The sequence below is a fragment of the Micromonospora sp. NPDC051924 genome, from assembly GCF_055586005.1.
Map to the genome: position 1 here is coordinate 1 of NZ_JBVJJA010000072.1, position 24398 is coordinate 24398.

Annotated in this window: 18 protein-coding genes; 7 read left to right on the top strand and 11 right to left on the bottom strand. The window is 70.8% G+C overall.

All coding sequences use genetic code 11. The features are described 5' to 3' along the window. Positions 1-153: 153 nt before the first annotated feature. Together ACZ6S5_RS32670 and ACZ6S5_RS32675 are read left to right on the top strand one after the other, a co-directional pair. Positions 154-933 (top strand): transposase family protein, encoded by a 780-nt coding sequence (locus tag ACZ6S5_RS32670; RefSeq protein ID WP_466006135.1) that lies wholly within the window; start codon positions 154-156, stop codon positions 931-933. A 910-nt stretch (positions 934-1843) separates the two neighbouring features. Further along, the gene (locus ACZ6S5_RS32675; protein WP_466006117.1) at positions 1844-2758 is read left to right on the top strand and encodes a class I SAM-dependent methyltransferase; all 915 of its coding nucleotides are present in this window, start codon (positions 1844-1846) and stop codon (positions 2756-2758) included. A 98-nt stretch (positions 2759-2856) separates the two neighbouring features. On the opposite strand, the gene ACZ6S5_RS32680 is transcribed toward ACZ6S5_RS32675, so the two are convergent. Continuing rightward, on the bottom strand, positions 2857-3915 hold the full coding sequence (locus tag ACZ6S5_RS32680) for a LacI family DNA-binding transcriptional regulator (RefSeq protein ID WP_466006118.1): 1059 nt from the start codon (positions 3913-3915) through the stop codon (positions 2857-2859). A 368-nt stretch (positions 3916-4283) separates the two neighbouring features. Here ACZ6S5_RS32680 and ACZ6S5_RS32685 point away from each other — a divergent pair, with 368 nt between their 5' ends. Then, positions 4284-7187 carry a glycosyl hydrolase family 28-related protein gene (locus ACZ6S5_RS32685; protein WP_466006119.1) on the top strand — a complete coding sequence of 968 codons (2904 nt, stop codon included), beginning with the start codon at positions 4284-4286 and terminating at the stop codon, positions 7185-7187. Further along, on the top strand, positions 7174-8226 hold the full coding sequence (locus ACZ6S5_RS32690; RefSeq protein ID WP_466006120.1) for a glycoside hydrolase family 26 protein: 1053 nt from the start codon (positions 7174-7176) through the stop codon (positions 8224-8226). Before ACZ6S5_RS32685 ends, ACZ6S5_RS32690 begins: the two co-directional genes overlap by 14 nt. Positions 8227-8387: 161 nt before the next feature. Here the strand turns inward: ACZ6S5_RS32690 and ACZ6S5_RS32695 are convergent, their stop codons facing one another. Beyond that, a complete protein-coding gene (locus tag ACZ6S5_RS32695) occupies positions 8388-9551 on the bottom strand; it encodes an acyltransferase family protein (RefSeq protein ID WP_466006121.1) in 1164 nt (387 codons plus the stop codon). A 488-nt stretch (positions 9552-10039) separates the two neighbouring features. Between ACZ6S5_RS32695 and ACZ6S5_RS32700 the strand changes: the two genes are divergently transcribed. Then, positions 10040-10876 carry a HEAT repeat domain-containing protein gene (locus ACZ6S5_RS32700; protein ID WP_466006122.1) on the top strand — a complete coding sequence of 279 codons (837 nt, stop codon included), beginning with the start codon at positions 10040-10042 and terminating at the stop codon, positions 10874-10876. A gap of 368 nt (positions 10877-11244) precedes the next feature. Here ACZ6S5_RS32700 and ACZ6S5_RS32705 read toward each other — a convergent pair whose 3' ends face one another. Beyond that, the gene (locus tag ACZ6S5_RS32705; RefSeq protein WP_466006123.1) at positions 11245-12012 is read right to left on the bottom strand and encodes an SDR family NAD(P)-dependent oxidoreductase; all 768 of its coding nucleotides are present in this window, start codon (positions 12010-12012) and stop codon (positions 11245-11247) included. A 198-nt stretch (positions 12013-12210) separates the two neighbouring features. On the opposite strand from ACZ6S5_RS32705, the gene ACZ6S5_RS32710 reads away from it, so the two are divergent. Next, positions 12211-13146, top strand: a complete 936-nt coding sequence (locus ACZ6S5_RS32710) for an RNA polymerase sigma-70 factor (RefSeq protein WP_466006124.1) — start codon at positions 12211-12213, stop codon at positions 13144-13146. A gap of 60 nt (positions 13147-13206) precedes the next feature. Here the strand turns inward: ACZ6S5_RS32710 and ACZ6S5_RS32715 are convergent, their stop codons facing one another. From ACZ6S5_RS32715 to ACZ6S5_RS32750, 8 genes are all read right to left on the bottom strand, one after another. After that, positions 13207-14847 (bottom strand): DUF4127 family protein, encoded by a 1641-nt coding sequence (locus ACZ6S5_RS32715; RefSeq protein ID WP_466006125.1) that lies wholly within the window; start codon positions 14845-14847, stop codon positions 13207-13209. Continuing rightward, entirely contained in the window at positions 14844-15557 is a 714-nt protein-coding gene (locus ACZ6S5_RS32720; RefSeq protein ID WP_466006126.1) for an N-acetylmannosamine-6-phosphate 2-epimerase, read from the bottom strand. Before ACZ6S5_RS32720 ends, ACZ6S5_RS32715 begins: the two co-directional genes overlap by 4 nt. Next, on the bottom strand, positions 15554-16474 hold the full coding sequence (locus ACZ6S5_RS32725) for an ROK family protein (RefSeq protein ID WP_466006127.1): 921 nt from the start codon (positions 16472-16474) through the stop codon (positions 15554-15556). Before ACZ6S5_RS32725 ends, ACZ6S5_RS32720 begins: the two co-directional genes overlap by 4 nt. After that, positions 16471-17313 (bottom strand): carbohydrate ABC transporter permease, encoded by an 843-nt coding sequence (locus ACZ6S5_RS32730; protein WP_466006129.1) that lies wholly within the window; start codon positions 17311-17313, stop codon positions 16471-16473. The genes ACZ6S5_RS32725 and ACZ6S5_RS32730 overlap by 4 nt, the downstream gene beginning before the upstream one ends. Beyond that, complete coding sequence (locus ACZ6S5_RS32735; protein WP_466006130.1) at positions 17303-18250, bottom strand: carbohydrate ABC transporter permease; 948 nt, start codon at positions 18248-18250, stop codon at positions 17303-17305. The genes ACZ6S5_RS32730 and ACZ6S5_RS32735 overlap by 11 nt, the downstream gene beginning before the upstream one ends. Positions 18251-18261: 11 nt before the next feature. Next, the gene (locus tag ACZ6S5_RS32740; protein WP_466006131.1) at positions 18262-19542 is read right to left on the bottom strand and encodes an ABC transporter substrate-binding protein; all 1281 of its coding nucleotides are present in this window, start codon (positions 19540-19542) and stop codon (positions 18262-18264) included. A 352-nt stretch (positions 19543-19894) separates the two neighbouring features. Next, positions 19895-21490 (bottom strand): FAD-dependent oxidoreductase, encoded by a 1596-nt coding sequence (locus tag ACZ6S5_RS32745; protein ID WP_466006132.1) that lies wholly within the window; start codon positions 21488-21490, stop codon positions 19895-19897. A 39-nt stretch (positions 21491-21529) separates the two neighbouring features. Beyond that, the gene (locus tag ACZ6S5_RS32750) at positions 21530-22576 is read right to left on the bottom strand and encodes a LacI family DNA-binding transcriptional regulator (protein WP_466006133.1); all 1047 of its coding nucleotides are present in this window, start codon (positions 22574-22576) and stop codon (positions 21530-21532) included. A gap of 360 nt (positions 22577-22936) precedes the next feature. Here ACZ6S5_RS32750 and ACZ6S5_RS32755 point away from each other — a divergent pair, with 360 nt between their 5' ends. Then, positions 22937-24295 carry a glycoside hydrolase family protein gene (locus ACZ6S5_RS32755; protein WP_466006134.1) on the top strand — a complete coding sequence of 453 codons (1359 nt, stop codon included), beginning with the start codon at positions 22937-22939 and terminating at the stop codon, positions 24293-24295. The last annotated feature ends 103 nt before the right edge of the window (positions 24296-24398 follow it).

Genomic DNA, 24398 nt, shown 5'->3' on the forward strand with positions numbered 1-24398 from the left:
GTACTTCGCCGGGTCCGTCGGCGGCGCACCCTTGACTGTCCTGCGCCAGTACATCGAGCAGCAGAACCGGCCGGCTTAGAGCACGCTCGGGCCTAAGGGATGTCTCGTAACCCCGGCGTCTGTCCGCTGAGGACGATGATCGAGGATGTCGGGGTGCAGGTGATCTCCGCAGCCCGCCCGGAGTGGATCTTCCCGTTCACTGGGCTGCAGCCCGCTCAGTTCCGCAGGCTGGTCCGTCTGGTTGCCGAACGAGGCGGGGACGCCATCGCCGACGGGCGGCCGGGCCGGCAGTGGGCGCTCGACCTGGCCGACCGGGTACTGCTGGTGGCCGCGTACTGGCGCACCAACCTGACGATGCGGCAGATCGGACCGCTGTTCGGGGTGTCGCACTCTGCCGCACACAGGGTCATCGACACCCTCGGACCACTGCTGGCCCTCGCCCCGGTGCGGCGGCGCCCGGTCGATCAGATCGCGATCGTCGACGGCACGCTGATTCCGACCCGGGACCACCGGCTGGCAGCCCCGAGCAAGAACTACCGGTACTCGACGAACCTGCAGGTCGCCATCGACGCCACCACCCGCCTGGTCATCGCCCTCGGCGACCCCCAGCCAGGCAACCGCAACGACACGATCGTCTACCGCAGCAGTGGGATCGACCAGAAGCTGAACGGGCGGCCGGTCATGGCCGACGGCGGGTACCGCGGCAACCCAGACGTGATCATCCCGTACCGCAAGAACCGCGATGGCAGCCCGCTGCCGGACTGGAAGGAAGACCTCAACGCTCAACACCGCACCGTCCGCGCCCAGGTCGAACACGCCCTGGCCCGCATGAAGACCTGGAAAATCCTGCGCGACTACCGCCGCGCCGCCCGCACATTGACTGACACCGCTTCCGGCATCGCCCACCTCCACAACATCGTCCTGACCCGGTGAGGCCCCGACCCGGTCACGGGCAACCCCTTCGCCGAGTTACGAGACGTCCCTTAGCCGGCCCTCCCGCGCGGGCCTTCACCCCCGCCCTAAAGGGCGGAGCACTGGCCCGCATCCCGGTAGCGCGAGGATCTTCCCGAATCGGCGCATACCGCGGGCGTCCGATGCCGGGGTGGCGAGTTCGGTCCGCCAGCCAGCGCGGTAGGTGCTGCAGCGAGTCGGTTCGTGAGACATGCGCGACGCCGATGGGTCACGACGCGCGAAGAAGAGGTCGGGTAGGCCTCAAGCACGCCGACGCCACCAGGGCTCTTCGGGTGGCGTCTGTGGATCGTGGATCGTGCGGCGTTCGAAGACCTCGTCCAATGGGCGGAGCCGCTGCAGCAGTTCGCGGCGTGCCCGCGGGCCCAGCGCCGCCAGCGCTTTGGCCAACACGTCGCGGTGCTCCAGCGGATCGCAACAGGGACACCCGGCCTGTCCGGCGTCCTGCAAGAGGCGTGCGATTGGCCGGTGTACGGCTCGTTTCCAATCCGCCAGAGCACGGGCGACGGCGCCAGGCCACAGGGACGAATGCTCGTACCGGGAAACGTGTCTGGCAGCTGCGATGGGAAGCCCGTCTATCTCGGGCACCTTGATGGAGCGATTGGCCCGAGGTGGACGTGCAGCGCGCACCGCCGCAGGCGGCCTACGCGCCATCGGCCTTTCTGATCATCGTCATGTTGACGAATGTTCGCACGAGACCACGTCGTCCTCCAACGGATTGGCATCCAATGATGTGGCCCACGGGCCATGATCAGCCGTTCTCTGTGCAGTCTCTCGAATGGGTGCATGTGCCCGAATCGGCCCCGGCTCGCTCGATCACCCCCTAGGGTTGTCGATCTATCGAGACATCCAGTGACCACAAGACGAGGCACCCATGAGCGTCAAGTCCCGACAGCCAACAGCCGCGCTCTACGGCGTTCGTAACTCATTGCTGTCGCAGCAGTGGTTTACCAGCCGCCTGCTCCCCGCCATTCCGAGACCCATCCGTTGGAAGCTGCGCCAGCTCTATTTCCTGCCCTCCGACATCATCGACCGCCGAATGGGTCGCCGTGACGACCTCGTGCCGCCGAAGTCCGAGATATTCACGGGTTCGGTCGAGGACTTCAGGAGAAGTGGACAAGCCCTGGTAGGTCGCCTGATCGACTTCGCTGGGCTCACCCCGGACGCCAAGGTCCTGGATATCGGCAGCGGAACGGGCCGATTGGCCGTCGCCTTGGCCCCGTACCTGACAACCAGAGGATCGTATGTCGGCATGGACATCGTCCCCTCGGGCGTCGCCTGGTGCCGCGAGAAGATCACCCCGAAGTTCCCTCACTTCTCCTTCAAGATCACTGACATCTACAACAAGGAGTACAACCCCGGCGGCACCGTCCAGGCTTCTGAGTATCGCTTCCCGTTCGAGGACGACAGCTTCGATATCGCGGTCCTCGCTTCGGTGTTCACGCACATGCTGCCCGACGACGTCGACCACTACATCGAGGAGATCGCGCGGCTGCTGAGGCCGGGCGGCCGATGCTATGCCAGCTTTTCCCTCATCGACGCGGAGTCGCGAAGGACCATGGAGGCTGGGCGGAGCTCGCTTCGGTTCAAGCCGCACCTTGCGCCTGCCTGGGTCGTGGACTCGAAGGTCCCTGAACTCGCCGTCGGGTACGAGGAGGCCGCCGTTCGTGAGCTGTACGAGCGCCACGGCTTCTCCGTCCAGGTGCACTACGGCAGCTGGTCAGGCCGGTTCTCCTCGGACGCACAGCCAACCTTCAGCCAGGACGTCATCGTCGCTACCCACCGCTGACTCTCCGACCAGGGGGCGCCGGAGGGGCAGCGGCGCGGTTACCGCGTCCGGAGCCGATCACCCGTTGCCTGGTACCGGCCAGCCGTCGGGCGGCCAACTCACCTGATGCTGGCTGATCGTGACCGGGTGAGGTCCGGCGGCGCGGCGGTGGCCCCGGCCACGACGGTGCAGGGCAGGCTGCGTTGGAGCGCGTCGACGGTCAGCATGTCGTGGCTGGCCAGCTGCGCGAAGACGAGTTGCAGCGCGGCCGCGCCCATCTCTTCGCGGGGGATCCGGAACCCGGTCCAGTCGATGTCACCTGTGCTGCCGTCCTCGACGTCACCGAGCTGGGCCAACGACAGGTCGCCCGGGACGGACATCCCCCGGGCCAGCGCCGCCGCCCGGATCTCCGGGGCGAGCGCGGACGGCCAGACCACCGCCGCGGTGAGCTCGTTGTCGCCGAGCAGGTCGAGTGCCTCGCCGCCGGTCAGCCCGGTGCCGTCGAGCACCACCGGCCGGCGGCCGGCTGCCTGCACGGCTTGCCGGTAGCCTCGGGCGCGGTCGATTGACGGCTCGTCCCGGCGGAGGTCGCCGAGGAATCCGACGCGTTCGTGGCCGAGGGTGAACAGCAGTTCGACCACCTCCCGGGTGGCGGTCACGTAGTCGGCTCCGACGTAGGGCACGGTGCCGGCGTCGGACTCGCGGCGGCCGATGAAGGCGAACGGGAAGTCGCGGCCGAGCAGGTCGGCCAGGTCGCGCTTGTCGTCGTGGCGTCCGAGCAGGACGCAGCCGTCGGCGACGCCGAGCCGGCGGGATCCGTCGCCGAGCAGGCGTCGCCCCTGCCGTGACGGGGTGCTGGTGAAGAAGAGCAGGTCGCAGCCGAGCTCCTCGGCCTGCCGCTCGACCCCCAGCAGGAACGGATGGTAGAAGTCCCGGCTGTCACGCGGGAAGACCGGCTCGTAGGTGAAGACGCCGATGATCCGGGTCCGTCCCCCGGCCAGGCGCTGGGCGGCCGGGTTGGCGACGTAGCCGGTCATGCGGATGGCGTCGAGCACCCGCTCGCGGGTCTGCTCGCCGACTCGGCGTCGCCCGGTGTCACCGCCGTTGAGAATCAGGGACACGGTCGCCTGGCTGACCCCGGCGAGCCGGGCGACGTCGGCCTGCGTGGCGCGTCGCATCGTCGTCACCTCCCGGCCCGGCCAGCAGTCGTGCCCCGCCTCCGAGCCGCGCCCTGATCGGTCATGCGCATGACCACACGATCGCCACGGCGACGACCCGGAAGCGGGTTGCCCTGGATCGTCGTCGCGCTGCTGCCGGCTGTCAACTGTCCTCGCAGGACCGGTTTTCCGCCGGGCGAGCCTTGACAGGCCGGTCGGTGGACCCAATTCTGGTTATGCGCATGACCACATGGTCGCCGACCCGGCCCGCAGAGGGGCAGGAAAGGCGCACCATGATCGACTCACCACCACGGCGGCCATCCGCCATCCGTCCCGCGCCTCGGCGAACACTGGTCGGCCTCTTGGCCGGCGCTCTTCTGGCTACCACCGTGACGGCCCCCGTGACCCTGCCCGCCGCTGCGGCCGTACCCGCACCCACCACGTCGACCTCGGTCTACCGGGAGATGCCTACCGACCCCACGGCCGTCGTCCTCGGCAGCGCGCAGTTCCCGGTGCACGGCGACGGCATCGGCGACGACACCGCCACGCTGCAGGCGGCGATCGACGAGGCGTCCCGCCGCGGCGGTGCGAACTGGCTGGGCAACATCGTCGGCGGGGCACGCGACGTGAGCGTCGGCGACGGCGGCGGCGTCGTCTTCGTGCCGGAAGGCCGCTACCGGCTCACCCGGCGCGTGGACCTGCACGCCTCCGTACGGGTGATCGGATTCGGAGCGGAGCGGCCCGAGTTCTACCTCGGCGACAACACCCCCGGCTTCCAGTCGGGCACCGAGTCCTTCCTGTTCACTGCCGTGCGCCGGCCGTACCAGCCCGGCGCCGCCCGCTCCTTCGGCAACAACGACACGTTCGGGACCGGTCTGATCAACCTCGACATCCGCATCGGCGCCGGCAACCCGGCGGCGGTGGCGGTCCGCTTCAGCGGCGCGCAGATGTTCCTCCTGCAGGATCTCGACATCGATGTCGGGGACGGGTATGCCGGCATCGACCACAACGCCAACCTGATCCAACGGGTCAAGGTCCACGGCGGCAGGTTCGGCATGCTCGCGTACGCCGCCTCACCGGGCTGGCAGACCACGGTGCTGGACACCACGTTCGACGGGCAGCGGGACGCGGCCGTCAAGCTGCACACGGACAGCAAGCTGAGTCTCATCCGCAACCGCTTCGCCCACGCGCCGGCCGGCATCATCGCCACCCCGGACCAAACCCAGCGGCTGTACGTACAGGACTCCGTCTTCGAGGACATCGCCGGGACGGCCATCACCCTCAACGACAGCGACTCGGTGCCCGCCATCGCCGAGCCGGAACTCGTCCGGGCCCAGAATCAGCTCAACATCGTCAACACCGGCGTGACCGGCACCGGGGCACTACTGACCACGGTGCCCAACGGCCACACCTGGGTCGGCCCCGGCCCGTCGTACCTCGTCCGGGACGCGACGCTCGGGCTGCGGGTCACCGATGCGCTCGGGGACGGCGAGACGCGCAGCGACGACGTCCTGGTGTCGGCCACACCCGCCGCGCCCGCCAGCTTCGCGCAGTTGCTCCGCTCGGACATCCCCCTCCCGCCCGCCAGCGGCGACTGGGTCAATGTGGTCGAGTACGCCGCCGCCAGGGGCGTCACCATCGGCGGCGGGACGAGCGACGACCACGCCATCTTCCAGCAGGCGATCGACGAGTACGAGACGGTCTACGTGCCGATGGGCGAATACCTCATCGGCGACACCCTGCACCTGCGCCCACAGAGCAATCTCATCGGCCTGCACCCCCGGCAGACGTGGCTGAAACTGCCCGATGCCGACCCTGACTTCTCCGACCCGAACCGGCCCAAGGCGATGATCCAGACCCCGCCCGGCGGAACCAATCAGGTGGTCGGCATCGGCCTGGACTCGGCCCGCCAAACCCCGGGATCGGTGCAGGTGCTCTGGCAGTCCGGCGCGCAGAGCTACCTCGCCGACATCGCGACCCAGTTCGTCAAGTTCGCGCCCGAGGAGACCGACCCCGACGACCCGGGCGCCGGTGATCCCGGCTACCAGTACCGCGGCAGGCACAGGTACAGCTTCTGGGTCAAAGGTGGCGGCGGCACCTTCGCCAACATCTGGAGCGTCGCCGGCTGGGCCGACAACGGATTCCTGATCGAGGACACCTCCGTACGCGGCCGAATGTACGAGGTCTCGGTCGAGCACCACGAGCACCGCGAGGTCGTGCTGCGCCGGGTACGCAACTGGGAACTGCACGCCCTGCAGACCGAGGACCACATCTACGGCTGGCGCTCCCAGGCCGTCGAGCTGGAAGACGTGCACGACGTCCTGTTCGGCAACACGGTCTTCTTCCGCGTGGCCACCGTGCAGGGCCCGTACCCGTACGCGGTGGGGCTGCGCGACAGCACCGGGGTCGTTATCCGGGGTACCCGGGGCTACCGGCCGGACAACGTGGCCAACACCCGGTGGGGCGCCACCGTCGCCGACGTGGTGACCGGCCGCACCGTACCCGAAATCGAGGTGGCGTACCTCGGGGTCGGGGGGACCGGCAGTACGCCCGGCCCGGCTGGTACGTACGTCGCGCTCGACACGCCGGACATCCGGGTGCTGCCCGGCCGGGCCGGCAGCACCGTGCTGCGGGTACGCAACGACGGCCCGGGCCCGCTCGCCGGCCTGGCGGTCGACGCCGAGGCGCCGGCCGGCTGGCAGGCACAGGCGCGCCCGGACGCGACGGAATTGCCCGTGGGCGCGACCACGCCGGTCGCGGTCAGCGTGCGGGTACCCGCCGACGCGGTGACCGACGGCACGGTCCAGCTGACCGTCTCGTTCACCTGGGGCGGCCAGCGGCAGGAGATCCGGCAGACCCTGCGGGTGCGCGTGGCGGGGGAGAACCTCGCCCGGGGCGCCGGCGTGCAGGCAAGTTCGGTCCTCTCCAACAACGTCGCCGGCAACGCTGTCGACGGTGACCGCACCGGAGCCCGCTGGGTCTCCGGCTCGGCCGACCCGGCGCCGGCGCTCACCCTGGACCTCGGTCAGCCGGCGGATCTGCAGCGGCTCGACCTCTACAGCGGAGTGACCGGCTCGGACAGCCTGCGGGTGCGGGCGTTCCGGGTGGAGGCCTTCGTCGACGGGGACTGGACGACCGTAGGTGCGATCGGGTCCAACACCGCCAGCCCGGCCCGGGTCGACCTCAGTGGCGCGCCGGCCGGAATTCGGCAGGTCCGTCTCGTGTTCACCGAACCCAGCCCCACCGACGGGCTGGCCCGAGTCTTCGAGGTGGAGATCTATGGCACCCGTTGAACCGTCGCGCTCCGGCCGGGTGACCCGGCGGGCGTTCGGCCGGGGCCTGCTCGGCGCCGCGGCGGGATCGGCGCTGTTTCCGGCGCTGCCGGCCCTTGCCGACTCGACCGACCCCAGCACCGGCGGCGGGGCCGCAGCGGGCACTCATCCGGATGGCGTCGATCAGTCGGAGGTGATTCCGGCGGCCTCGATCATCCCGGCTGCCGGGACCCTCTTCGGCGCCTTCGTGAAGCACGATCCGGACCACGACCCCGGGATTTCCGAACCGGAAGCGCTGGAGGTGGTGACCCACGAGCCGCTCGGCATCGACCACTCCTTTCAGCAGTGGGGGCAGGCGTTCCGCGCCGACCGGCTCACCGACGACATCGCCCGGGGCCGTACCCCGCTGCTCTCCTGGGGAGCCGGCCCACAGAGCGTGCTGGCCGCGACTGCGCAGGGCGCCAACGACGAACTGGTCCGTCAACAGGCGTGGCGGCTGCGGGCCCTGCGGCGGCCGGTGCTGCTGCGCTTCACCTGGGAGATGGACCTGCCGCAGCGCGGCTACACCCCGGCAACGTTCAAGGAGGCGTGGCGCCGGGTCCGGACGATCTTCTGGGAGGAAGGCGCCGACAATGTCGCCTTTGTCTTCTGCCCGACCTGGCTGGCCTTCAGGACCGGGCGGGTCTCGTCATTCTGGCCCGGCGACTCGATGGTCGACTGGGTCGGCGCCGACGGATACGCCCGCCCGAGCAACGACCACGCACCGTTGACCGAGCTGTTCTCCTGGTTCTACGACTTCGGGATCCGGCACGACAAACCGATGATCCTCGCGGAGGTCGGCGTCAACGACACCGCGCCCGGGGTGCAGGCTGACTGGCTGCGCCAGGCCCGGACGGACCTGCCGACGGCGTTCCCGCTGGTACGGGCGATGGTGTACTTCGACTCCCGGGGCAGCGGTGAGACCGACTGGGTCTTGCCGGGCAATCCGCGTACCGAGGCCGCGCTGCGCCAACTGGTGCACGACCCGTACTTCCTGCCGCACCCGGGCGTCGGACGGTAACCGCCCCGGGCGGGCCGGCGCCGGCGGGACCGCCGTTGAGCTACCGCAGAACAGGGAGCGGGTCCCCTCGTGGGACACCACCAGAGTGCCCGCGACCCGGCTTGGGAGGACAGCGAACTCTTCCGATCGCTGAGCCTGTCACCCGAGCATTCAGGACAGGGCTACCACCGGCTGGCGCCGATCGTCGCCGGTTGCGTCCGCCGCTCTGCCCGGACCTGCCTCGGTACGACCACGCGGCGCGCCGGCTGCCGCCGCGCCGCGAGCCGGCGCCGGGTCCACCGCAGCACGGGTCGCTCCAGGCACCAGTACGACAGTTCGACGGCCACGAGGGTCAGCGCGAGGCCGAGGATCGTCGCGAGCCAACCGGTCCGCGACTCACCGAACATCATCCGCATGCTCTGCCCGGCAAGCATGTTCCACAGGTACAGCCCGTAGGAGATCTTGCCGATGTGCACCAGGGGTCGCGCCGAGAGCAGTCGCGCGGGCCCACCCTCGGGTCGCCCGACGAGGCCGAGGATGAGCACCACGGTCGCCACCGACAGCAGGGGCAGACCGATCAGGTTCATCACGGTCGTTCCCTGGCCGAAGGCCGGCACGAAGTAGGAGACCACCAGGAAGCCGAGCGCGGCCCAGGTCAGCGGCACCGGGACGGTCAGTCGCCGCCCGTGTGTGGCCAGCGCCGCCAGGCACCCGACGGCCAGCGCGTCCATCCGCGCGGGCGTCGAGTAGTAGACGAAGTCGTGCCAGGTGGCGGAGTCGTTGAGCAGCGCGCGCAGCGTAACGGCGACGGCGATCATCGCCCCGCAGCACCACATCGCGATGGTCCGCCCTCGCGGCTCGGCGAGCGCGCGCCGCAGCACAGCGGGCCAGAAGAGGTAGAAGTGCTCCTCGACCGAGAGCGACCAGGTCCAGCCGAGTCCGCCGACGTCGAAGATCACCGGGTGTACCAGGCTCGTGAGGTAGAAGAGCCCCGCCGCAATCTGGAGGGCGATCGTCCAGGACGGTTGCTGCGAACCCCAGACGAGGGCGTGGACCGTGAGCAGGAGCAGCAGTGCCGGCAGCAACCGGGCGGCCCGGCGTACGTAGAACGCGGGCATGTCCACCGTGTCGGTCCGGGTCTGCTCGTCCATCAGCAGCGTCGTGATCAAATAGCCGGAGAGAACGAAGAACACGGCGACGCCCAGGTGACCACCGGGGGTGATGTGTGGCACAGCGCCCCAGAGGCTGAGGTGCAGTAGCAGCACGCCGATGATCGCCAAGGCGCGGACGCCGTCCAGGGCGGGGTGGTAGCCGAGGTTACGAGCGGTTGCGCCGTGCGAGAGCAAGGGGTGGGTCTCCTTTCGCTGTGCGTCAGACGGTCCTCACGCGGCCGCGTCCGCCGCTTCTCCTTACCCGATTAGGTGAGGTCGTACTGCCGCCTCGGTCATGCCGTGCGCTCCGGGCAGCCTGCCAGACGTCAGCCGTGCGGTGGATGCCGGGGTTGATCGTGGGCCGCGACAGATCCGTTCCGGTGAGGCCTCGCCGCCCCTGCGGGCCCGCCTCGGCCGCCTGTCGTCCCGGGGCGGCGCGGACGGCCGCCACACTGCGCCTTCGTCCTCGGTTCTTCGTCGGCGCGAAGATTGTCCTGATCTGGTCGGCGCCTGCCCCTGGCGACGAGTTCGCTTCCCGGGTTCCATCCCCCGACTTCACCGATGTGCCTCAAGCCGCAGCAGCCCTTCGCGGTCTGCCGCTCGGCCGACCTCACCGACTCTTGCTGTCCGGTGCCAGGCATGTGCGGGACGCAGGCGGCAACCAGGTGTGGCATGGTGCCCGGATGATCGACAGTGGTGGAGCGTTGGAGGCCGTGGTCCGGCATGCCGTGGACCTGGAGGACGACTACGACGACGTGGCACCGATCGTCACAGCCCTGGCGGCCTGCGCGGACACCAGCCTGGTGCCGCGCTTGCAGGAGGCCTTGGACCGGTTCCTCGATGAGGGGAACTTCTACGGCCGCGACCTGATCGCCGCCGCCCTGGCCGGCATCCAGGGGGTGGCGGCGCTGCCAGTGCTCCTGCACGCCTCAGCGCGCGATCTTGGAGATGACCAGGACGGCCTGCAGTCCGAGATCATCGAGCTGATGCACGCGGACCCGGCGGCCAGCCGGCGCGTCATGCGTGAGGTGGCCACCGCTACCGCGCCCGAGCTTCGTCGCGTAGGGCTGTGGGCGCTCGGGTTCGTGGCCGAAGCGCAAGATGTGGAGCTGCTGACGGCGGCCGCGGTCGACCCGGATGCGACGGTCAGGTCCATCGCCGTCGGCTCGATGCCTGACCCTGCCGGCGACGATCGGGCATTCAACGCAATCGCCGCGGCGCTCAACGACATGGATGAGCAGGTACGGGTGTCGGCGGCCTGCAGGCTCGGCTTTACCGGGCGGGCTGACGCCGTGCCACCGCTGGTTGCGCTCGCCGCTGATCGGACGCCTCGCGTGCGGTCCATGGTCGCGTACGCGCTGGGCCGGCTCGGCAGTGATGAGGCGACGTCAGCTCTCCGACGGCTTCTCAACGACACCGACCGGCACGTCCGCGAGCGCGCCGCAGAAGCCCTCGCCTCGATCGACGCGTTGCGCGCGCTCGCCGCCGACGAAGACCCGCGGTCGCGGGTCCAGGCCTGACCGCCCTGGCCGATAGCACCCGTCCGTGGCCGGCGGCTGTTCCTGTTGTCACCGGAACAGCTGCCGATACCGGCTACCCGCCGAGCGACGCCTGGGCGGCGTCGATGGCCTGGGGGATGCACGGACCGGCTCCCAGACGTCGGTGGAGATCACATAGCGCCAGATCTCACCCTCGTGCTCGCCCGCGAGGACGAACCTGTGGAGGATGACCTCGAGGTGGCTTCACCGGCAGCGGTCACGGGCACCAGAAGGCGGCGCTTTGTCGAGTACGGCGGGCAGGATCAGGGCCGCCGCGGTCAGGTTCTCGAGGGCTCCGATGGCCCTGAGGGCGCCGGGGCGAAAGTCCAGGCTGAGCCCCGGCCGGACGGCTACCAGGGCACCGGGCCGTCCTCGCTGAAGAACCCGCCGGTCGGTCCGTCGGCGCCGAGCGTGGCCAGGCGCACCACGACCGCGGCACCTTGCGCGGCGGTGCGGTGGCCGGTGTGGTCGTTGATGTCGGTGGCGCAGAAGCCGGGGGCGGCGGCGTTCACGAGGAAGCCGTCCTTGCGCAGCTCGTTGGCGTACTGCACGGTCAGCGCGTTCAGCGCGGTCTTGGACGGCGAGTACGCGGCCACCGGTGGCAGCCCCGCGAACGGGCCGCCCGGGTCGCTGCTGATGCTCAGCGACGCCGCGTCGCTGCTGACGTTGACGATGCGGGGCGCCGGTGACCGCCGCAGCAGCGGCAGCAAGGCGTTGGTCACCGAGATCACCCCGAAGACGTTGGTCTCGAACACCGCCCGGACGATGCCCAGGTCGGCGGTGCTCGGGACCTGCCCGCTGACGTCCAAGGGAGCGGCCCGCCCGGCACCCGAGACGCCGGCGTTGTTGACCAGCACGTCCAGGTGACCGAAACGATCCTCGACCCAGGTCGCCGCCCCCCGGACGGTGGCCGGGTCGCTGACGTCCAGGGTGACCGCGTGCGCCTCGCCGCCCGCCGCGCGCACGGCCGCGGCGGCCTCCGCGCCATGTTGCGGATTTCTGGCGCCGATCAGGACCGTCATGCCCAGCCCGGCGAACTGCTCGGCGGTCGCCCGGCCGATCCCCTTGTTCGCCCCGGTGACCAGTGCAATCTGCTGGTGTGTGGTGTCCGCGTTCATAGCCCCGCTCCTGCTCGTGGAGTTGCGTGCCGCGCGGATCGTTCGCGCGGCCTCCTTTCGGACACGGAGATGCCGGTGAGCCGATTCTTGTGACAGCAGGTCATGTGACCTGCGCCACCGACCACGGATGTCACAGCAGGGCGGGGAGCGGCATCTTGTGAGGTGGCACAACCGGGAACGAACAGGCAGGAGCCAGCTATGAGCGAGCGCAACGAGCGAACCGGGGACATCGATCCGCTCGCGAGCAGTGGCGGCACCGACTCCGCCACCGAGGCGTTCGTGTCGCACCGGAATCTGCTGTTCACCGTCGCCTACGAGATGCTCGGCTCGGCCGCCGACGCGGAGGACGTCCTGCAGGAGACCTGGTTGCGGTGGGTGGGCGTCGACCTCGACACCGTGCGGGACCAGCGGGCGTACCTGGTCCGGATCACCACCCGCCAGGCGCTCGTCCGGCTGCGCACGCTGCGCCGCCGCAAGGAGTCCTACGTCGGCCCCTGGCTGCCTGAGCCGCTGCTGACCGCGCCGGACGTGGCCGAGGATGTCGAGTTGGCCGACAGTGTCTCGATGGCGATGCTGTTGGTGTTGGAGACGCTCGCGCCGATCGAGCGGGCGGTGTTCGTGCTGCGTGAGGTGTTCGACCTGGCCTACGACGAGATCGCCGAGGCCGTCGACAAGAGCCCGGCCGCGGTTCGCCAGATCGCTCATCGGGCGCGGGCGCACGTCGCGGCGCGCCGACCCCGTGGGGTCGCCTCCGCGGCGCAGACCCGGGACGCGCTCGCGGCGTTCCAGCGCGCGGTCGAGACGGGGGATCTGCAGCACCTGCTCGACATCCTCGCGCCGGATGTCGTCTTCCTCGGTGACGGTGGCGGAGTCGTGCAGGCCGTCCCGCGGCCGATCGTGGGAGCCGACAAGGTGGCCCGACTGCTGGGTGCCGGGCGGGACCGGATCGCCACCGTGGTGTCGCTGGAGCCGGTACAGGTCAACGGCTATCCGGCGCTGATTCTCCGGCTCAACGGCGAGCTCGACACCGTCATCGCGGTGCGCATCGACGACGGCCTCGTCACCGGGCTCTACGCCGTGCGCAATCCGGAGAAGCTGTCCCGTATCGAGCGGGAGACCGCCGTGAGCCGCTGAGTCCGGAGAGACGGCAACCGGTCGCGCCGGCAGTCCTACGCCGGCGCGACCGGATGCTCGTCAGGACAGCTGCAGCCGGGGCTCCAGGATCACCTCGAAGAGCCGGTCCCACGGCAGCTCCACCCGCGCCCCCTCGAACCGCGCCAGCGTCGCGGTGAACGTCTGCTCGCCCCGCGCGCCGAGCACGACGCGGTGCCCGGCGAAGTGGTCGGCGAAGTACCGCTCGGTCAGCGGTACCAGCCGGTCGCGTACCCAGCCGTCGAAGTAGGTCTTTTGCGTAGGCGTGAGCGCGAGCGGGTCCCAGCCCTGCGCCCGGGCGTGCGCGTACGCCTCGACCTGCACGATGTTCTTCCACGGGTCGTCCTTGACGAACCGGTAGAGCAGGTACTCGGCGTGCGCCAGGCCCGGCCCGCGCAGGTCGGGCACGCCGAATCCGCTGCCGGCGGAGCGGAGGTACGCCCAGCGGGCGGTGCCGTGCGCGAGCGCCAGACCGAGCGCGTTGCCGCCGGTGTTCCATCCCGAGTACGACAGCAGCGCCGCGAGATCCAGCCGGTTCTCCATCCGCGCCACCAGTTCGTGGTCCGCCTTGTTCACGATCAGCGGGTCCACCACGATCACCGGGGTGCCGGCGGCCAGCAGGTCGCCGATCCGCCCGACGAAGGCGTCCAGGTCGGCGCCCCGCTGCCCGGGCGCGGCCGAGGGAGTGTTGACGGCGAGCACGATGTCCGCGTCGCCGTCCACCACCCGGCCGCCCACGGCGGCCACGTGCCGGCGGATGTTCTCCGCGAACGGGATGCCCTCCAACTGGGCGGTCCAGCCCTCGCCCGAGACACCGGCGTACTCGACCCGGTACGTGGGCGCCGTGTCGGCGGCGATCACCCGCGCGACCAGCAGCGCGTCGACCTCGTCGGCACCGGGGAAGATCTCCACCCGGTCGCCGACGCCGAGCTGGGCCACCAGCGCCTCCAGCTCCACCCGCTCGGCCCGGGCCAGGCCGACCGGCGCGGTGTCGTCCTCGGAGAGCACGAGGTGACTGATCGTGCCGTCGGCGACCCACTCGACCATCAGCCGGTTGACCTGGTGGTTGCGGGCCCGCGCGGCCAGGTAGTCCGCGACGACCTGGTCGGGGATCTGCGCCCGGACGGCGTCGAGCTGGGGCCGCAGCTGCTCCTGGCCCAGGTTGACCACCTGGTCGTAGAGCTTCGCCCACTGGACCAGCAGGTCGCGGTACCGGTCCAGGTCGGTGCCGGTGCTGGTGATGGCCAGCCGCTGGATGGTGTCGTGCACCTCGATCACCACCTCCGGCCGCCTCGCGCGCAGCGTCCGGATCGCGGCCAGGTTCTCGAGCGCGGCGGCCAGGGTGGGGGCGGCGGTGCGGGAGGCGATCAGGCCGCCGTAGGCCAGCATGCTGACCGAGATCACATACCCGTCGACGCCATCGGTCGTGCCGAGCCAGCCGGCGATGCCGGCCCCGTCGCCGGGCGTGAAGAAGCGGCCCAGCAGCTCCCGGGGCGGCAGCTGCACCTGGGTGCCGGCGCTCGCCGCGGTCATCTGCGGGCAGTAGGTGTTGACCGGCCGGTCGTCCAACGGGACCAGCGCCACGGTCAGCTGCCGGTCGGCGGGCCCGGCGAACGCGGGTCGGCCGATGGCCGCGGTGGCCAGGCCGGCCACGCCGGTGGCCAGCAGGGTACGTCGCTTCATTCGTTCTCCCTGTTATCCGGGCGCGCCCGCCGCGCGGGGGTGGCCGGTACGAGCCGGCGGGTGATCCACAGCGGTGAGGTGACGGCGTTGCCCATCACCACCGCGTGCGCACCAACCTCGAAGGCCCGGCCGATCTGTTCCGTGGTGCGGTATCGCCCTTCGGCGATCACCGGTACGGGCAGCAGTGCGGCGAGTCGCGCCACGAGCCCGAGGTCGGGCCCGTCAGTCGGTGGGCTGGCCGGCGTGTATCCGGACAGCGTGGTGGCGACCGCGTCGGCACCGGCCTCGACGGCGGCGACGCCCTCGGCCGTGGTGGAGACGTCGGCCAGGACCAGTGCGTCGGTCCGTTCGCGCAGCGCCCGGACGGTGTCGGCGAAGGTGCGCCCGTCCGGCCGGGGACGGTCGGTGGCGTCGACCGCGACGATGTGCGACCCGGCCCGCGCCGCCTCCAGCGCGTGGGCGGCGGTCGGGGTTATGAACACGTCCGCCGTACCGTGCTTGTACAGCCCGATCACCGGCACGTCGACCGCGGCGCGGGCCGCCCGGACGTCGTCCGGTCCGTTGACCCGCACCGCCACCGCGCCGCCGCGGACCACCGCGGCCGCCACCCGGGCCTGGACGTACGGGTCCCGCATCGGGTCGTCCGGCTCGTCGGGCAGTGGCTGGCAGGACACCACCAGCCCGCCGGCCAGGTCGTCGAGCACACTCACCCGCTGATCCCTCCATCGCTGTCGGTTGTCTCCATGCCCAGCCGGGCGGCGCCGACCAGGACCGCGTCGGTACCCAGCGTGGCGGGCAGCAGCGGCACGTCGGCCCAGCCGGCGGGCAGCTCCGCCCAGTAGGCGGCCGACGCGGCGGGCAGCAGGGCGCCGGCCGCCCCGCCGGCCACCAGGACGGCCTCCGGGTCGAGCAGGGCCACCAGTCCCGCCAGGGTCGCGCCGAGGATGGTGCCGGCCCGGTCCACGACCTGCCGGGCGCTCCGGTCTCCGGACGCCGCGCGGTCCGCGACGGTCCGCCCGCTGACCCGGGCGCCGGTCGCGATGGCGTACGCGGCGGCCAGCCCGGTGCCGGAGGCGATCGCCTCCAGGTGCCCGTACCGGCCGCACCCGCAGCGCAGCCGTTCGGCGCCCGGGGCCGGCAGGTGCGCGACCTCGCCGGCGGCGCCGCGGGCACCGGCCTCGACACGGCCGTTGCGGACGATTGCCCCGCCGAGCCCGGTGCCGACGGCCACCAGCAGCACGTGAGCACGGTCCCGTCCGGCGCCGGCCCAGCATTCGCCCAGCGCCGCGGCGTTCACGTCGTTGGTGACCCGCACGGGTCGACCGAGCCGCGCCGCGAGGGCGTCGGCGACCGGGGTGCCGGCCCAGCCGGGCAGGCTGTCGGTGGCGTACCGGATGCTGCCGGTGGCTGGGTCGACCGTGCCCGCGGTGCCCACCCCCACCGGGCCGGCGCCGGCCGCGTCGAGCAGGTCCGCGGCCAGCCCGGCGGCCGTGTCCAGCACCGCCTCGGGCCCGGACCGGGCGGGGGTGGGCACCTCGCGGCGCTCCAGCACCGCTCCGCCCGCGCTGACCAGCGCGGCCGCCGTCTTGGTGCCGCCGATGTCGATCCCGACCACCGGTGTGGTCATCCCTTGAGGCCGGTGTGCGCGAGGCCCTCGACGAACTGCTTCTGCGCGATGACGAACACGACCAGGACCGGCAGCGCGGTCATCGACGCCGCCGCCAGCTGCACGTCCCACATCGGACCGCCGTAGGCATCGACGAACTGGGTGAGCGCCTGCGGCAGGGTGAACTTCTCCGGCGAGGAGAGGAACACGATCGGTTCCAGGTACAGGTTCCAGCTGTGCAGGAAGGTGAAGATGGCCACCGCGCCCAGGGCCGGTCGCGACAGCGGCAGCGCGATCCGCCAGAAGGTGGCGAAGCGACCCAGCCCGTCGACCCGGGCCGCCTCCTCCAACTCGCCGGGGAGGCTGATGAAGAACTGCCGCATGATGAACGTCGCCAGCACGCTCGGCGCGCCGAAGACCGGCACCAGGATCAGCGGCCAGTGGGTGTCGACCAGCCCCAGCTTGAAGAACATCTGGAACAGCGGCACGATCGTCACCTCGCTGGGGATGAGCAGGCCCGCGAGGACGACCAGGAACAACACGTTCTGGCCCCGGAACCGGATCCGCGCGAAGGCGTACCCGGCCAGCGCCGACACGGCCAGGGTGCCGACCGTGACCACCAGCGCGATGTAGAGACTGTTGAGGTACTGCTGCCCGAACGGCTGCAACTCGAACACCCGCCGGTAGGCGTCCAGCCGCGGGTTGGTCGGCAGCAGCTGCGGCGGGAAGGAGAAGATGTCCGCCACCGGCTTCAACGACGAGGTGACCATCCACCAGGTCGGGAAGACGAACGGGATCGCCAGGACCAGCAGCACCCCGTAGAGCACCAGCTTGGTCCGCCGCGACAGGTCACGACTCATGGAAGACCCACCTCTTGCGCATCTGCCACTGCAGCACGGTGAGCGCGAGCACGATGCCGAACAGCAGGATCGACAGCGTGGCGCCGTAGCCGAAGTGATGGAACTGGAAGGCCTGCTGGTAGAGGTAGTAGACGAGCACCGTGGTCGAGGTGCCCGGCCCACCCTGGGTCAGCACCGCGATCTGCGCGAAGACCTGCAGCGACCCGACCACCGTGATGATCGACGTGAGCAGGATCGTCGGGCTGATCAGCGGTACGGTGATCCGCCAGAACTGGCGCAGCCGGCTCGCCCCGTCCACCTCCGCGGCTTCGTACAGCTCCGCCGGCACGCCCTGCAGGGCGGCCAGAAACAGCACCATGTTCAGGCCGACGTTCTTGAACACCTGCACGACGATGACCGACAGCATCGCGGTGCCCTCGCCGCGCAGCCAGTTCGGCCCGTCCACGCCGACCACGTCGAGCAGGCCGTTGATCCCGCCGTTCTTCTGCAGCAGGAAGCCCCACACGATGGTCCAGGCCACCAGGGAGACCACCACGGGGGAGAAGAACAGGGTGCGGAACAGGATCGTGCCCCGCAGCTTCTGGTTGAGCAGCACGGCCAGCAGCAACGCCAGGCCGAGGTTCAGCACCACCAGGCCGACGGAGAACAGCCCGGTGGCCCGCAGCACCGCACCGAGGTTGGGATCATCCGCGAGCGCCGCGTAGTTGTCGCCGCCGACGAAGTCGAAGGTGCCGGCGAGCACGTTCCACTCGTGCAGGCTGTACCAGACCACGAGGATCAGCGGCAGGATCACGAAGACGACGCTGCCGAGCAACTGCGGGGCGATGAACAGGTAACCGGCGAGCTGGTCCCGGCGGCGGCTGGTCCAGAACGGCCGGGCCCGGCCCGGGGCGGCCCCGGCAGCCGCCGGGCCCACCCTGGTGTCCGTCTGGGTCATGATCGTCGGCCCTACTTCGCCAGCAGTGGCTGGATCTTGGCGCAGACGCCGTCGAGAACGGCCTTGACGTCCGCGTTCGGCTGCCACAGCGGGTCCAGGCCGGCCCGGACCTGCTGGCTCAGCTCCGCCTGGCCGGCGTGGCTGGGCTTGACCACGCCGCTGGTGATGCCGTCGATAACCACCTTCTGCAGCTGCTCCGGCTTCAGCTTCGGGTTCGTCTTGGCCAGGTTCTCGGCGGTCAGCTGCGACTGCCGGGGCGGCGGGAAGAACTGGGCCAGCTTCGCCGAGTTGGCGGGGTTGGTCAGGAAGGCCAGGAAGTCGGCCGCCTGCTGGGCGTGCGGGCTCTTCTTCATCACCCCGATGCCGGCCTGACCGACCACCGCGTACGGGCCCTTCGGGCCCGCCGGCAGGGGCACCAGGTCCCAGCCGAAGCCGCCGTCCTTCAGCAGCGAGGCACGCGAGATCTGGGTGACCGTCATGGCCGCGTCACCGGCGAAGAAGTCGGCGGTGGTGCCCGGTCCGGGCAGCGCCTTCTGGGTGAAGACCGCCTTGTGCAGGGTGGTCATCGCGTCGACCATCTCCGGGCTGTTGAAGCCGCAGGTCCTGCCGTCCTCGCTCCACGCCTGGGCGCCCCACCCGGTCCAGAAGGTGGACAGGTTGTCCCAGCCCTTGTAGTCGAAGTCGCGGATGACCAGGCCGGCCTTGCCGGACTTCGCCGCCGTCGCCCCGGCGGTGGCCAGGACGTTGTCCCAGGTCCACTGCCCGGCCGCGATGAGCTCGGCCGGGGTCTTCTGCCCGGCCTTCTTCAGCATGTCGGTGTTGACGAACACCCCGAACGGCGAGGTGGAGAAGGGGTAGGCGTACAGCTTGCCGCCGGTCTGCCAGAGCTTGAGGGTGGCGGGGGAGAGGTCCTCGTACTGGTAGCCGTCGGCCTTCTTGAGCGTGTCGTCCAGCGGCAGCAGCGCGCCCGAGGCGACGAAGTCAGGGGCCGAGTTCTCGAACACCCAGGCGAGGTCGGGTGCGTTCCCGCCGGCGATCTGGGTGGTCAGGGTCGTGGTGTAGTTCTCGAACGGCAGCGGGTCGAACTTGATCTCCGCGACGTCCGGGTGGGTCTTGCGGTACTCGTCGGCGATCTCGTTGAACAGCTTCAGGTGCGCCTCATTGGCCGACCAGACGGTCATCCGCAGCCGGGCCGGGCCCTTGTCCTCCGCGTCACCGCCGCCGCAGGCGGACAGGGCGAGCGCGCCGGCCAGTGCCGTGGCGACCAGGCGTAGTGACTTTCCTAATTTCACAATGTTTCTCCTTATCGAGGGTGCAAACTGTTGCTGGTGGAGAAAGCGTCGGTCCACTGTGAATGCGCTTTTGTGGTACGGTGACCGACGCCGAGCGGGCGAGAGCCAAGCCTGCTCGGTTCCTGCGGCGGCAGGCTAAATGCGACCCAATGATCGGTACCGGGAGTGCCTCGGGAACCGGGCCCGTACGGGTCGAACGGACGCGGAGACCAGGTAAGACCAGGGCTTTTCCTGGCGCGGGTCGATGAAGCGTCAACCTCGCACCGCGCCAGCGGGCAAGCCGAGGAGCGTTCCGCCGTAAGGCGGGACTGTGGATGCGTGGGCTTACTCATGCTCACTCACTCGCAACGGGTCAGTAACCCGCGATCTGCGGCCAGCGGCGTTCCACGCCGCTGGCCGAGACGTGGTCGGTGAATTCGGCCAGCAGCCGGGGGGTGCTGCGGACCGCACGCGGGGATTCGCCCCGCGTCAGGCAGAAGTCGGCCAGCAGGCCGGCAACCTCGCCGACGTTCCACTCGACGGGGTGCAGCCGGTAGCTGCCGTTGGTGATGTGCGTGGTGCCGATGTTCTTGCCGGCCGGCAGCAGGTTCTCCATCCGCTGCGGGATCAGCGCCCCGAGCGGGATCTCGAACGGGCAGGAGCCGACGTCGATGTAGTTGTCACCGCCGGTCGACGGGTGCAGGTCGATGCGGTACATCCCCACGCCGACCGAGTCGGGGTACTGCACCGCGCCGTGCTCGCCCCGCACGGCGAGGGAGAGGTCCTGCTCCGCCACCGTGTACTCGGCGCGGATGCGGCGCGATTCCCGGATGTAGGGCGCCTGCGCCAGGCCGTCGTGGCTGCCGGTCACGTCGCCGCGCAGCCGCAGGCCGGGGAAGCCGGTGCCGCCGTCGGGCCGGGGCGCCTCCGTCTGCAGCCAGTACAGCACCGAGTACGACAGCTCGCGGGCCTTGGCCAGGTGCCACGACGCGTTCGGCACGTCGATGACCGGACCCTCGAAGTAGTCGATCATCGGCCAGTTGACCAGCGTGATGTCGCTGCCGTACGCCCCGTCGGTGAAGTTGCGCCGGGCGGCGATCCGCCGGAACGTCCACAGGTTGCCGTCCCCGGGGTTGACGCGCTGGTCGGCGTTGACGCTCAGCGGGTCGTCGTCCGGGTTGGGGGTGAAGCTGCGCTCGACGATCTCCAGCGTGCGCGGGTGCGGCGACTTCCAGGACAGCAGCCGGTCGCCCCAGAAGTCGGGCTTGTAGTCGCGCCAGAAGTCGTACCCGGCGGGGCGGTCGATGGTGTGGTCGCCGTCGACGTGGTCGAGGGCGAAGCAGACCGACACGGCCTGCATGTTCATCGGCTGCGCCTCGGCCGGTGCGCTCGGTTCACCGGTCTCGGCCTGCGACTCGAACCCGGTGACGTACTCGGTGCCGGTAAGCGGCAGCAGCTCACCGGTCTCGGTGGCGTCCAGGATGTACGGCGCGACCACGTCGATCCGCTCGTCCCGGTCCCGGTGGGCGAGGGTGACGCCGGTGACCCGGTCCCCATCGGTCTCCGCGGCGACCGGCCGGTACGGCTGCAGCACCCGCAGCCGTCCCGATCCCCGGTACGGCGCGAGCATCTCCTCGAGGACGGCGACGGCGACCCGGGGCTCGTGGCAGATCCGGCTCACCCAGCCGGCGCCCGGGTTGAGGTCGGTCCAGGCCCGGGAGCGTTCGGTCAGGGGATAGTGGCGGCGGTAGTAGTCGCGGATGCCGTTGCGCAGGGCCCGGTAGCTGGCGGTGGCGCCGAACTGTTCGATCCAGGAGTGCTCGTCCGGCGGGACCGCCTGGCTGGTGAGCTGCCCGCCGAGCCAGTCGAACTCCTCGGTCAGGATGACGGACCGGCCGGCCCGGGCCGCGGCGAGCGCCGCGGCGACGCCGCCCAGTCCGCCCCCGACGACGAGGACGTCCGCACGCATTAGTACCACTTGCTTCCTTCCAGTTGCGCGGCCGGCCGCTCAGCGCCGGTCGACCGCCGGTTCAGGGGTGCCGAGGGTGTCGCCCTCGACGAGCTCGCAGGGCAGGAGTCGCTGCTGGAGGCCGGCGGCGCTGCCGTCGATGACGCCGGTCAGCACCTCGACGGCCTGCCGGCCCATCTCCTCGCGCGGGATGTGGAACCCGGTGAACGCGATGTCGGTGGGGACCGGGGTGGTCGGATCGCCGAGGGTCACGATCGACAGGTCGCCGGGCACGGTCAGCCCACGCCGGCGGGCGGCCGACTCCAGCGCGACCGCCGTGGCGAAGTCCTCGACGAAGGCCACCGTGCTGCCGTCGGCCAGCAGGTCGTCGAGGGTCGCGTCGGCGGCCCCGGCCACTGCGGACACCTGGCGGGCGCTCTCCGCGGTGGTCGCGGCGGCGACGAAGCCCCGGCGCCGGTCCTGCGAGGACTCGGCGGTCATGCCCATGCCCACGTAGGTCAGGCGCCGGTGACCGCGCCGCAGCGCCAGCTCGACGAGCCGGGCCACCGCCGTGGCGTAGTCGGCACCGACGTAGGGCACCGGTCCGCCGGCGTCGTCGCGGCGCCCGACCGCGACGTATGGGAATCCGTCGCGGTTGAGCCGGTGCAGCTCCGCGCCGTCGATCTCGCGCCCGAGCAGGAGGCACCCGTCGGCCAGGCGCAGCCGGTTGTCCTGGTGGAAGATGCGCCGCCGGCCGTCCACCACCGGTGCGCTGGTGAACAGCAGCAGGTCGCAGCCGACCCGCTCGGCATACTCCTCGATGCCGAGCAGGAACGGGTGGAAGAAGTCCCGGCTGCCGCTGGGGAAGGCCGGCTCGTAGGTGAAGACGCCGATGATCCGGTTGAACCGCGAGGCGAGGCGGCGGGCCACGGGGTCGGCCGCGTACCCGGTCTCGGCGATGACCCGCAGCACCCGGTCCCGGGTCTCGGAGGCGATGCGGACGTCGGCGTCGGTCCGGTTGTTGAGCACCAGCGACACGGTCGCCTGACTGACGCCGGCCATCCGGGCGATGTCACGTTGGGTGACGCGTCTGGGGGTAGGGGTCACGACGGGTCCTTCCGGGCCGGCTAATGCGTATTAGCGCTCGGCGTTGGGAAGGAGCGTGGCGGGTCAGCCGGCACTGTGTCAAGAGGATGACGAAGATTTCCAGGGGATGAACTTCCAAGAGTAATGCGCATTAGCGGAAGCCGGGTTCGGCGGCGCGACGCGGGGGGCCGCGCGGAGCTGCGGGAACTCCAGCGGGTAGGGCCGGCCTCTTGACAGGAGCGCCGCTGGACGAGCAACATTCGAGAAACGTCGATGCTAATACGTATTAGCAGATCGATCCGGGGCAGCCTCGACGGGCGATGACCCCTGCACTCTTACGGAGAGTCACCACCTGTCCCCACCGACAGAAGAGGAAGACGCATGCCGAGACCACCCGTCCCGTCGTCCCGACGCGCCGTCGTCGCGACCGCCAGCGCCGGCCTGCTCGTCGTCGCCATGGCCGGCGCCGTGCCGGCCGCCGCCGACCCCGGCCTGGACTTCCCGCAGTTCACCTACGCCGGCACCGCGTTCGACAAGAGCACCCTCGCCTACAACCCGACGAACGAGTTCATCTTCCCGAGCGTCATCCGGGCGGCCGACTACTTCCCCCACCCGCTCGGCACCTACTACCTGTACTACGCGCCGCACGAGCGGCCCGGTGGGATCGCCCTCGCGTACTCCGACTCGATCGACGGGCCGTGGACCGAGTACGACGCCAACCCGCTGATCAGCAACACCTGGCTGCCGCACTACTCCACGGTCAGCCACATCTCCTCACCCCATGCGGTGTGGATCGAGGACGAGCACAAGCTCTTCCTCTACTTCCACGGCGAGAACTCGATCACCCGGTACGCGACCTCCGACGACGGCATCCACTTCAACTACGGCGGCACCGCCGTCAGCCGCGACGCGACCACCGGCGGCGAGACCTCCTACGCCCGGGTGTTCGAGCAGTCCGTGCCCCGCCTGGGCACCCGCTACCTGATGCTCTTCATGGACAACCCCACGGGCGGGGCGCCCGGCCCCACCGGACCGGTGTCCCGCCGGATCCGCTGGGCCGTCTCCAACGACGCGCGCACCTGGACCACCCAGCCCGAACCGATCGTCACCCCGCAGGGCGACGAAGGCCCGAACGCCTCCGGGCCGTTCTTCCTCCGCTGGAACGACCGCAACCTGGTGATCTACCACGCCGCCGACGGCAACATGCACGCGGTCGACGTCGGCGAGAACTTCGACCAGGAGACCCACCTCGGCGTCGTGCACGACTCGATGGCCGCCGCACCCGACCTCGGCCGGTCGGCCGCGCCGACGTTCTACTTCGACGGGCGTACCGCGCACATGTACTACGAGGCCGGCGCCCGGCTCACCGCGACGATCGCCCACGCCACCGCCACCCTGGCAGAGCCCCTGCCGGTACGGCAGCTGGACTGCGCGGTGGACCGGCCGGTGCTGTGGCCGCCGAACCACGAGCTGGTCGACGTCGGCGTGACCGTGGACCTGCACGACGGCGTGCTCGGCCCGAACGCGTTCACCCTGACCGGCGTGACCGGCGGTGACGCCGCCGACGTCAGCGGCTTCGCCGCCGGCACCCCCGACACGACCGGCGCGCTGCGGGCCGAGCGGGCCGGCAACGGCGGTGACCGGGTGTACCACCTGACCTACGCCGGCCACGACGAGATCGGACGACCCGTCGGCTGCACCGTCACGGTCACCGTCCCGCACGACGAGGGAATCAACTAACCGAGCGTGGGGGGGGGGGGGGGGGGGGGGGGGGGGGGGGGGGGGGGGAGGGGGGGGGGGGGGGGGGGGGGGGGGGGGGGGGGGGGGGGGGGGGGGGGGGGGG

Excerpts from the sequence above, each read along its gene's own strand:
- ACZ6S5_RS32675 (WP_466006117.1), top strand. The coding sequence starts at position 1,844 with ATGAGCGTCAAGTCCCGACAGCCAACAGCCGCGCTCTACGGCGTTCGT.
- ACZ6S5_RS32680 (WP_466006118.1), bottom strand. The coding sequence starts at position 3,915 with ATGCGACGCGCCACGCAGGCCGACGTCGCCCGGCTCGCCGGGGTCAGC.
- ACZ6S5_RS32690 (WP_466006120.1), top strand. The coding sequence starts at position 7,174 with ATGGCACCCGTTGAACCGTCGCGCTCCGGCCGGGTGACCCGGCGGGCG.
- ACZ6S5_RS32700 (WP_466006122.1), top strand. The coding sequence starts at position 10,040 with ATGATCGACAGTGGTGGAGCGTTGGAGGCCGTGGTCCGGCATGCCGTG.
- ACZ6S5_RS32705 (WP_466006123.1), bottom strand. The coding sequence starts at position 12,012 with ATGAACGCGGACACCACACACCAGCAGATTGCACTGGTCACCGGGGCG.
- ACZ6S5_RS32710 (WP_466006124.1), top strand. The coding sequence starts at position 12,211 with ATGAGCGAGCGCAACGAGCGAACCGGGGACATCGATCCGCTCGCGAGC.
- ACZ6S5_RS32715 (WP_466006125.1), bottom strand. The coding sequence starts at position 14,847 with ATGAAGCGACGTACCCTGCTGGCCACCGGCGTGGCCGGCCTGGCCACC.
- ACZ6S5_RS32725 (WP_466006127.1), bottom strand. The coding sequence starts at position 16,474 with ATGACCACACCGGTGGTCGGGATCGACATCGGCGGCACCAAGACGGCG.
- ACZ6S5_RS32730 (WP_466006129.1), bottom strand. The coding sequence starts at position 17,313 with ATGAGTCGTGACCTGTCGCGGCGGACCAAGCTGGTGCTCTACGGGGTG.
- ACZ6S5_RS32735 (WP_466006130.1), bottom strand. The coding sequence starts at position 18,250 with ATGACCCAGACGGACACCAGGGTGGGCCCGGCGGCTGCCGGGGCCGCC.
- ACZ6S5_RS32745 (WP_466006132.1), bottom strand. The coding sequence starts at position 21,490 with ATGCGTGCGGACGTCCTCGTCGTCGGGGGCGGACTGGGCGGCGTCGCC.
- ACZ6S5_RS32755 (WP_466006134.1), top strand. The coding sequence starts at position 22,937 with ATGCCGAGACCACCCGTCCCGTCGTCCCGACGCGCCGTCGTCGCGACC.